An 8,275-nucleotide genomic window follows, 5' to 3' on the forward strand; every position below is an offset into this window, starting at 1 on the left:
CCCGCGGCTCTCACCCGCCGGCGCGGCAAGGCCGGCGGGCCGGCAACCCCGGCGCGCTGCGAGGCCGGCGTCCGCTCGATCCCCACGGCCGCCCCACCGCCACTACCATGGACGTGTGATCTTCCTCAGCGTGGTCTTCACCCTGGTCGGGTTGGGCACGCTGCTGTGGCGCGACGACGACCTGATCGGCCTGCCGCCGGCCGTCGCGGGCGCCGGCCTGGTGGTGCTGGGCATCGCGGCCGGGGTGCTGTGGGCCGTGCGCCGGCGTCGCCGGTGGGAGCGCAACGGCGAACCGCGCCCGGTCGGCAACGTCTTCTCCCGCGCCAAGGCGCTGCCCCGGCTGCTGCGCGAGCGCAAGGCCTACGGGCTGCCCACCACCACCTTGGCCACGTGGGCGTTCGCGGTCGTCTACCTGATCTCGCCCATCGACCTGCTGCCCGAACTGCTGCCGCTCATCGGCGTCACCGACGACGCGGGCGTGGCGGTGTGGCTGCTCACCAGCGTCTCCACCGTCACCGGTCAGTACCTGCGGTGGGAGCGCGAGCGCAGGGGCGCGGCCAGGGACCTGGGCCCCGGCACGGGCAAGGACCCGCTCCCCGGCCGATCGACGGGCCTGGGCGGCGACCAGCGCCCGGACCGCGGGAAGCGCTGACCCGCCAACTCCCGGACCGCGGGACCAAGGGCTCCCCGACCGCGGGCAGCACCGGCTCCGGCACCGCAGCAGCCGCCGACCGTCCGTTCCCGGATCGCGGGAAGCGCAGGCTCACCGGCTCCCGGGGTGCGACACCTCGCGCACGCCCGTGAGCAGCGCGGTGATGGCGGCCATGATCCGCGCGGTGGCCTCGTCCAGCTCCGCCTTGGTCGGCTCCGGCCCGTACAGGTCGGACAGGTCGACCTCCTCGCCCGCCACCACGGTGACCTTCCGCCACGGTCGGGGCACGAACTTCCCCGGCGGCAGCAGCTCCCGCACACCCCACTGCGCCACCGGCACGACGGGCGTGCGGGTCGTCAACGCCAGCCGCGCGACGCCGTTCTTGCCGCGCATCGGCCAGCCGTCGGGGTCCGTGGTGAAGGTGCCCTCCGGGTAGACGATCACGCACTCCCCCGCGTCCAACGACGTGCGCACGCCGTCCAACGCCCGACCGGCGCGCACGCTGTTGCGCTCGACCGGGATGTGCCGCCCCGAGGACATGACCCACCCCAGGACCGGCGCCTTCCACAGGCTCGCCTTGGCCAGGTACCGCGGCACCCGGCCGGACGCCAGCGCGAACGCCGTCAGCGTCACGGGGTCCGCGAAGGACAGGTGGTTGGACGCCAACAGCACCGCGCCCTCGCGCGGGATGTTCGTCCTGCCCGCCATCCGCATGCGCACGAACAGCACCACCAGCGGCCACAGCAGGTCGATCGCCACGGAGTACCAGAAACCGCGGCCCCGCCGGGGCAGGCGGGCCGTCAGCGCCACCATCTGGGAGAACGTCACGGCACGATCATCGGCCATCGCGTCCGACCCGGTCACCGCGCCCCACCCCACCCCGATGAGGAGGGCCGGCACCGCGGTCGCGACGACCCGCCGCACCGCCGTCGCCCCGGTCTGATCGAGTTCGACTAATCTCCTCCCCCGTGGCAGGGCTCCCCGCACCGCGGACCGCGGTGAACCGGATCAACGTGCTCCTCGTCGAAGACGACGAGGGCGACGCCGTGCTGGTCGAAGCCCTGCTGGAAGAGGTGGAGGCGGACGTCTCGCTGCACCGGGCGCGGACCCTCAGGGAAGCCGAGGGGCTGCTGTGGAAGGCCGACTGCGTGCTGCTCGACCTCGGTCTGCCCGACACGACCGGCCTCGACGGCCTGACCCGGCTGCTGGCCCACCCGGCGCAGGTCGCGATCATCGTCCTCACCGGCCTCAACGACGAGCACCAGGGCACCAGGTCGGTGGCCGCGGGTGCGGAGGACTACCTGGTCAAGGGCCAGGTCGACGGCGTGGGCCTGGCCCGCAGCATCCGGTACGCGGTCGGCCGCAAGCGGGTCGAGGAGACCCAGCGCCAACTCCGCGACGAGCAGCTGCTGGCAGCGGAGAAGACCCGCCTGGAACGCGGCCTGCTGCCGTCCCCGATCATGCACGGCGACGACATCGGCTGGCAGGTGCGCTACCGCCCCGGTGGTAGCCGGATGCTGCTGGGCGGCGACTTCTACGACGTGGTGCGCACCAGCGACGGCACGCTCCAGGTGCTCATCGGTGACGTGTGCGGGCACGGCCCCGACGAGGCCGCGATCGGCGTGTTCCTGCGCATCGCGTGGCGGGCGCTGGTGCTGGCCGACCAGGAGCCGTCGCGGGTGCTGCGCACGTTGCACGAGATCCTGGAGCACGAGCGCCACCAGCCCGGCCTGTTCACCACCGCGTGCATGGTGACGATCTCGCCGGACCGCCGGTGGGCGCGGGTCTACCTGGCCGGGCACCCGGAACCGATGCTCCTGGTCGGTGACCGCGTGATGGAGCTGCCGCGCGACCGGGCCGGGCTGCCGCTGGGCGTGCTGCCGGACAGCAGGTGGAGCGGGCTGGACGTACCGCTGCCGCCCGGCTGGGTGATGCTGCTCTACACCGACGGCCTGGTCGAGGGCCGGGTCCTCGGTGACAGCGAGCGGTTGGGCTCGGAGCGGCTGATCGACCTGATCACCGACATCACCGGCGAGCGCCCCGACTGGGCCCGGGAACCGGCGACGTTGCTGGACGACCTGATCAGCAGGGTGAAGGAACTCAACGGCGGGGAGCTGGACGACGACATGGCCGTGCTGTTGATCGCGGACCGCGACTGATGGACTACCGGAAGCGCTGGTCCGCCAGCAGGCTGCTGATCGCGGCCGTGGCGGTGCTGATCGTCGTGTGCGCGGCCACCGTCGGCAGCCTGGGCGTGGCCCTGGCCGGCCTGTCGGACGCCCGCGCGCGGCTGCTGGACGAGATCCTGCCCGCCCGCACCTCCGTGCGCGACGTGGACACCGCGCTGATCGACCAGGAGAGCGGCGTCCGCGGGTTCGTGCTCACCGCCAACGAGGACTTCCTCACCCCCTACACCGAGGGGCAGCGGGCCGAGCAGCGGTCCCTCGGCTCCGCCAGGGAGCTGCTCGACCCGGACGACGCGCAGCTGGTGCGCGACCTGGACGAGCTGGAACAGCTGGCGGACAACTGGCGGCAGAGCTACGCCGAGCCGCTGATCGCGGACGTGCGGCGCTCCGGCGTGCCGCAGACGCTGCTGATCGACGCGCAGCGCGGCAAGGAGCTGTTCGACCAGGTCCGGGTGGCGGCCGACGCGCTGGGCGTCGAGCTCGACCGGACGGCGGGCGAGGCGCGGCGGGACCTGGACGACGTCGCCCGCCAGCAGTTGTGGCTGGTCATCGGTCTGGGCCTGCTGCTGGTGCTGATCATCACCGGCGTGGCGGTCCTGCTGTACCGGATCCTGATCGCGCCGTTGCGCGGGCTGGCCGGGGACGTGCGGAAGGTGTCGTCCGGTGACTACGCGCACCCGGTCGTCGCGGGCGGGCCGCGGGAGACGGTGATGCTCGGCCAGGACGTCGAGACGATGCGGGTGCGCATCCTCTCCGACCTGGAGGACCTGCGGCGGTCGAACTCGGAGCTGGAGCAGTTCGCCTACGTCGCCTCGCACGATCTCCAGGAGCCGCTGCGGAAGGTCGCGAGCTTCTGCCAGCTGCTGGAGCGGCGCTACTCCGGTCAGCTGGACGACCGCGGCGAGCAGTACCTGCGGTTCGCCGTCGACGGCGCGAAGCGGATGCAGGTGCTGATCAACGACCTGCTGGCGTTCTCGCGGGTGGGCAGGCTGACCCGCGAGCAGACGCTGGTGGACTGCGACGAGCTGGTCGCCCAGGTGATGGAGAACTACTCCGAGGTCATCGAGCGGACCGGGGCCACGATCGAGGTGGCGGACCTGCCGACGGTGCGCGGCGAGGCGTCGTTGCTCGGCGGCGTGTTCGGCAACCTGATCAGCAACGCGTTGAAGTTCCACGGTGAGGAACCGCCGCTCGTGCGGGTCGACGTGGAGCGGACGGAGGGATCGTGGACCTTCACGGTCTCCGACAACGGCATCGGCATCGACGCCGAGTACGCTGAGCGCATCTTCGTGATCTTCCAGCGCCTGCACCACAAGGACGACTACCCCGGCACCGGTATCGGCCTGGCGATGTGCCGGAAGATCATCGAGTACCACGGTGGCACGATCTGGCTGGACACCAGCGGGGGTGGCACCGGCACCACCTTCAAGTTCACGCTGCCCGCTGTAGAGGACGACGAGCAATGAGCAACCCGTTGAACGTGATCGACGTCCTGCTGGTGGAAGACGACCCCGGCGACGCGTTGATGACGCAGGAGGCGTTCGAGCACCACAAGATCCGCAACCAGCTGCACGTGGTGCGCGACGGCGTCGAGGCGCTGGAGTTCCTGCGCCGCGAGGGCCAGTACGAGGACGCGCCGCGGCCCGGCCTGATCCTGCTGGACCTCAACCTGCCGAAGATGGACGGCCGCGAGGTGCTGGCCGACATCAAGGCGGACGAGTCGCTGCGGACCATCCCGGTCGTGGTGCTGACCACGTCGGAGGCGGAGGAGGACATCCTGCGCAGCTACAACCTGCACGCCAACGCCTACGTCACCAAGCCGGTGGACTTCGACCGGTTCATCGAGGTCGTGCGCCAGATCGACGACTTCTTCGTGACGGTCGTCAAGCTGCCCCGCTAGGTCCGCGACACCGACACCGACACCGGCTCAGAGGAATCGCCATGAGCACCGTGACCTCGAAGGACGGCACGTCGATCGGGTTCTCCCGCGTCGGCGCGGGTCCGGCGGTGGTGCTGGTGGACGCCGCCTGCTGCTTCCGCGGCGGGGGTCCGATGCCCGCCGTGGCCGAGGCGTTGCGCGGGTACACCGCCTACACCTACGACCGGCGCGGGCGGGGCGAGAGCGGGGACCGCGGTCCCTACGCCGTGGAGCGCGAGGTCGAGGACCTGGCCGCGGTGGTGGAGGCCGCGGGTGGGTCGGCCTTCGCCTACGGCTTCTCGTCCGGTGGGGTGCTGGCCCTGCACGCGGCGGCGGCCGGGGTGCCGATCACCGCGTTGGCGCTGCTGGAGCCGCCCCTGTCGTTCGAGGAACCGACCGGGCCGGACGTGCGGCGGGAGATCGAGGACCTGGTGGCCGCCGGGCGACGCGGTGACGCGGTGGTCCGCTTCCAGGTCGCGTGCGGCGTGCCCGAGGAGTTCACGGCGGGGATGCGGCAGTCACCCGGCTGGCCCGCGCTGGAGGCGTTGGCCCACACCACCGCCTACGACCTGACCATCACCGGCACCGTGCCCGACCTGGCCTCGATCGACGCGCCGACGCTCGTGCTGGACAGCAGCGGCAGCGACGGGCGGCTGCGCGGGTGGGCCGACGGCGTGGCCGAGCGCCTGCCGAACGCTCGCCGCCGGACGCTGGACGGCGGCTGGCACGGCGTCGCGCCGGACGTCCTCGCCGCCGCCCTGGCCGAGCACTTCGGCCGACCGGGCACCTGAGCCGACCGGTCGCTCCCGGTGCCTCAGCCGACCGGTCGCTCCGGGCGCTTCAGACGACCGAGTACCGCACCACGCCGTCCTCCACGTCGGTGGTCAGCAGGCCCCGGTGGACCAGCACGTCGAGGTGCGCGGCCGTCTCACCGGTCGCCAGCACCCGGTTGAACAGGTCCAGCTCCGCGAACGCCCGGTTCCGCCTGGTCCAGCCGAGCTTGCGGGCCGTCTCGAAGGCGGTCCCGGTGCCGGACCGCACGGCGTCCAGCGTGGCCGCCAGGCGGTCCTCGTGGTGGGCCAGCAGCTCGTCCACCCTGGCGTGGCTGGACTCGGTCACCGGCCCGTGCGCGGGCAGCAGCCGCAGGTCGGGGTGCTCGCGGACGAGGCGCAGCGAGTCGAGGTAGTCGCCCAGCGGCAGCGCGGGACGGGCCGGTTCGAAGCCGATCGACGGGGTGATGTGCGGCAGCACGTGGTCACCGGCGAACAGCAGCGACGACTCGACGTCGACGAACACCACGTGCCCGCGGGTGTGACCGGGGGTCGGCAGGACGCGCAGCACGCGCTTCTCCAGCGCCAGGTCGCTCTCGTCGAGCCACTCGTCGGGCTCCTCGTAGTCGCGCAGCTCGGCCTCGCCCACCGACGCCACCACGGCACGCCACTTCTCGGCCAGGTGCGGCGCACCCCAGGCGAACAGGTCGCGGAACCCGTCCCGGCGTCGGCCGACGACCTTGGCCAGCGACGGCTGCTCCCCCGCGCCGAGGGCGATCTTCGTCCCGAACCGGCGGCGCAGCGCCACGGCCATCGTGTAGTGGTCGCGGTGCACGTGGGTGACCAGGAAGCGGCGGACGTCCTCGAAGCCGTGCCCGAGGGTGCCCAGCGCCGCTTCCAGCGCCGTCTCACCGGCTTCGAGCGCCCAGCCCGGGTCGATCAGGACGAGGCCGCCGCCGTCCTCGATCGCGTAGGCGTTGACGGTGTGCAGGCCGTCGTTCGGCAGCGGCAGCGGGATGCGGTGCACACCGGGCGCGACCTCGAAGACTCCGGGTTCGGTCCACTCCATCCCCGGATCCTACTTGCCGGTAACCTCGGCCAGCTCCGGGTGCTTCTCCAGGTAGCTCCGGACGAAGGGGCACCGGGGCACGACGGCCAGGCCCTTGGCGCGCACGTCCTCCAGCGCGTGCCGGACGAGCGCGCTGCCCAGACCCTTGCCCTCGATCGCCACCTCGGTGTGGGTGAACGTCACCACACCGCCCTCCGAGGTGTACTCCGCGAAACCACCCAGCTCGCCGTCCAGGCGGACCTCGTAGCGGGACTGCTCGGGGTTGTCGGACACGGACACTGCGGTCACGGGCGCTCCTGACGCTGGGCCTCGGGCTCGGGTTGGACGGGTGCCACCGTAGTCGCACCGTGCAAGATTGCGGGATGGACGTGTATCTGCTGATCCTGGGCGACCACCTGCCCAACCCGTACACCGGTCGGGCCGTCACCGAGTGCGACCGGCTGCGGGCGATCGTGGAGCAGGCCGTCGTGGCCGAGGAGGCGGGCTTCACCGGGGTGGCGATCGGTGAGCACCACTTCACCCGGTACATCGTCTCCGCGCCGGAGCTGCTGCTGGCCACGATCGCCGAGCGCACGTCGACCTTGCGGCTGTCCACCGGGGTGACGCTGCTGGCGCACCACGACCCCGTGCGCGTGGCGGAGAACCTGGCCACGCTGGACGTCCTGTCGCGGGGGCGGGCGGAGCTGATCGTGGCGCGGGGCGTGTCGCAGCGCACCGACGTGGCGTTCGGCGTGCAGGACGACCTGCGGGCGCGGTTCGACGAGAACCTGCGGCTGCTGCTGCGCCTGCTGGAGGAGCGGCACGTGACGTGGGAGGGCAAGTACCGCAGCCCGTTGGTGGACGTCACCACGACGCCGCGTCCGGTGCAGCAGCCGCGGCCGACGGTGTGGATCGGCAGCGCGTCGGCCGTGTCGGCGGACTTGGCGGTGGAGCTGGAGCTGCCGTTGATGCTGCCCAGCACGTTGCGCGACCCGAGCACGCACCGCCCGGTCGTGCGGCGGTACCGGGAGGGGATGGGCGGGGGCGGGCGGGTGGCGTTGCCGAGCCACGTGTTCGTCGCGCCGACGGCCGCGGAGGCGCGGGCCACCTGGCGGCCGCACCTGAGCGCGTACGCCGAGTTCGCGGACCCGTGGCGCGGTGACGGCGCGCTCGACGTGGAGGCGTTGATGGAGGGCGCGGCGGTGTGCGGCGACCCGGCGGAGGTGACCGAGCGGTTGAACCGGCTGACCGAGCTGCTGTGCCTGGACGCGCAGCTGGTCATGGTCGACATCGGGGGCCTGCCGCACCAGGCGGTGCTGGACACGATCCGGCTGTTCGGCCGGGAGGTGCTGCCGAACCTGATCCCGGCGCCGTCCGCCGCCGCCCGTCGACGCGCGGACCCGGTCTGAGCGTTCAACTCGGGTGTTCTGAGCGTAGGACTCTCGCGTCCTGGACGTAGGACTCTCGCGTCCTGGAGGTAGGACACGGGCGACGGGAACGTAGGACACGCGGGTTTTGGGTAGTCCGGGGGTGAAGGAGGTCGCCATGGTCCAGCCCCAACCGCCTCAGCCGAAGCCCGTGCCGGTGCCCGAACCCGTGCCCGAGCCGCCGGGTCCGGAGCCCTCACCTGCCACGGAACCCCCGATCCCGCCCACTCCCACCCCGCCCACGCCCACGTAAGCGGCACCCGCGGACCTGACC

At 72.5% G+C, this 8,275-nt stretch carries 9 protein-coding genes; 6 read left to right on the forward strand and 3 right to left on the reverse strand.

The window, feature by feature from the left end; genetic code table 11:
- Nucleotides 1–115 precede the first annotated feature (115 nt).
- Nucleotides 116–652 (forward strand): YkvA family protein, encoded by a 537-nt coding sequence (locus AB0G02_RS22535; protein WP_360797434.1) that lies wholly within the window; start codon nt 116–118, stop codon nt 650–652.
- A gap of 111 nt (nt 653–763) precedes the next feature.
- On the opposite strand, the gene AB0G02_RS22540 is transcribed toward AB0G02_RS22535, so the two are convergent.
- Nucleotides 764–1,465, reverse strand: coding sequence for a lysophospholipid acyltransferase family protein (locus AB0G02_RS22540; protein WP_360797442.1), 702 nt, complete (start codon nt 1,463–1,465; stop codon nt 764–766).
- Between the two features lie 155 nt (nt 1,466–1,620).
- Here AB0G02_RS22540 and AB0G02_RS22545 point away from each other — a divergent pair, with 155 nt between their 5' ends.
- The 4 genes from AB0G02_RS22545 to AB0G02_RS22560 are packed head-to-tail and all read left to right on the forward strand — an operon-like array spanning nt 1,621 to nt 5,547.
- A complete protein-coding gene (locus AB0G02_RS22545; protein WP_360797435.1) occupies nt 1,621–2,811 on the forward strand; it encodes a fused response regulator/phosphatase in 1,191 nt (396 codons plus the stop codon).
- The gene (locus AB0G02_RS22550) at nt 2,811–4,304 is read left to right on the forward strand and encodes an ATP-binding protein (protein ID WP_360797436.1); all 1,494 of its coding nucleotides are present in this window, start codon (nt 2,811–2,813) and stop codon (nt 4,302–4,304) included. Before AB0G02_RS22545 ends, AB0G02_RS22550 begins: the two co-directional genes overlap by 1 nt.
- The gene (locus AB0G02_RS22555) at nt 4,301–4,738 is read left to right on the forward strand and encodes a response regulator (protein ID WP_360797437.1); all 438 of its coding nucleotides are present in this window, start codon (nt 4,301–4,303) and stop codon (nt 4,736–4,738) included. Before AB0G02_RS22550 ends, AB0G02_RS22555 begins: the two co-directional genes overlap by 4 nt.
- Nucleotides 4,739–4,779: 41 nt before the next feature.
- Nucleotides 4,780–5,547 carry an alpha/beta hydrolase gene (locus tag AB0G02_RS22560; protein WP_360797438.1) on the forward strand — a complete coding sequence of 256 codons (768 nt, stop codon included), beginning with the start codon at nt 4,780–4,782 and terminating at the stop codon, nt 5,545–5,547.
- 49 nt (nt 5,548–5,596) lie between these two features.
- Here the strand turns inward: AB0G02_RS22560 and AB0G02_RS22565 are convergent, their stop codons facing one another.
- Nucleotides 5,597–6,595 (reverse strand): MBL fold metallo-hydrolase, encoded by a 999-nt coding sequence (locus AB0G02_RS22565; protein WP_360797439.1) that lies wholly within the window; start codon nt 6,593–6,595, stop codon nt 5,597–5,599.
- Between the two features lie 9 nt (nt 6,596–6,604).
- Entirely contained in the window at nt 6,605–6,883 is a 279-nt protein-coding gene (locus tag AB0G02_RS22570; RefSeq protein WP_360797440.1) for a GNAT family N-acetyltransferase, read from the reverse strand.
- A 74-nt stretch (nt 6,884–6,957) separates the two neighbouring features.
- Here AB0G02_RS22570 and AB0G02_RS22575 point away from each other — a divergent pair, with 74 nt between their 5' ends.
- Nucleotides 6,958–7,983, forward strand: coding sequence for an LLM class flavin-dependent oxidoreductase (locus tag AB0G02_RS22575; RefSeq protein WP_360797441.1), 1,026 nt, complete (start codon nt 6,958–6,960; stop codon nt 7,981–7,983).
- The last annotated feature ends 292 nt before the right edge of the window (nt 7,984–8,275 follow it).

Origin of the sequence: Actinosynnema sp. NPDC023658, assembly GCF_040639995.1 — a bacterium.
GTDB lineage: Bacteria > Actinomycetota > Actinomycetes > Mycobacteriales > Pseudonocardiaceae > Actinosynnema.

What these genes read in the sequence shown, in the direction of transcription:
- AB0G02_RS22540 (WP_360797442.1), bottom strand. Translation starts at nt 1,465, where the DNA reads ATGGTGGCGCTGACGGCCCGCCTGCCCCGGCGGGGCCGCGGTTTCTGG.
- AB0G02_RS22550 (WP_360797436.1), top strand. Translation starts at nt 2,811, where the DNA reads ATGGACTACCGGAAGCGCTGGTCCGCCAGCAGGCTGCTGATCGCGGCC.
- AB0G02_RS22555 (WP_360797437.1), top strand. Translation starts at nt 4,301, where the DNA reads ATGAGCAACCCGTTGAACGTGATCGACGTCCTGCTGGTGGAAGACGAC.
- AB0G02_RS22560 (WP_360797438.1), top strand. Translation starts at nt 4,780, where the DNA reads ATGAGCACCGTGACCTCGAAGGACGGCACGTCGATCGGGTTCTCCCGC.
- AB0G02_RS22565 (WP_360797439.1), bottom strand. Translation starts at nt 6,595, where the DNA reads ATGGAGTGGACCGAACCCGGAGTCTTCGAGGTCGCGCCCGGTGTGCAC.
- AB0G02_RS22575 (WP_360797441.1), top strand. Translation starts at nt 6,958, where the DNA reads ATGGACGTGTATCTGCTGATCCTGGGCGACCACCTGCCCAACCCGTAC.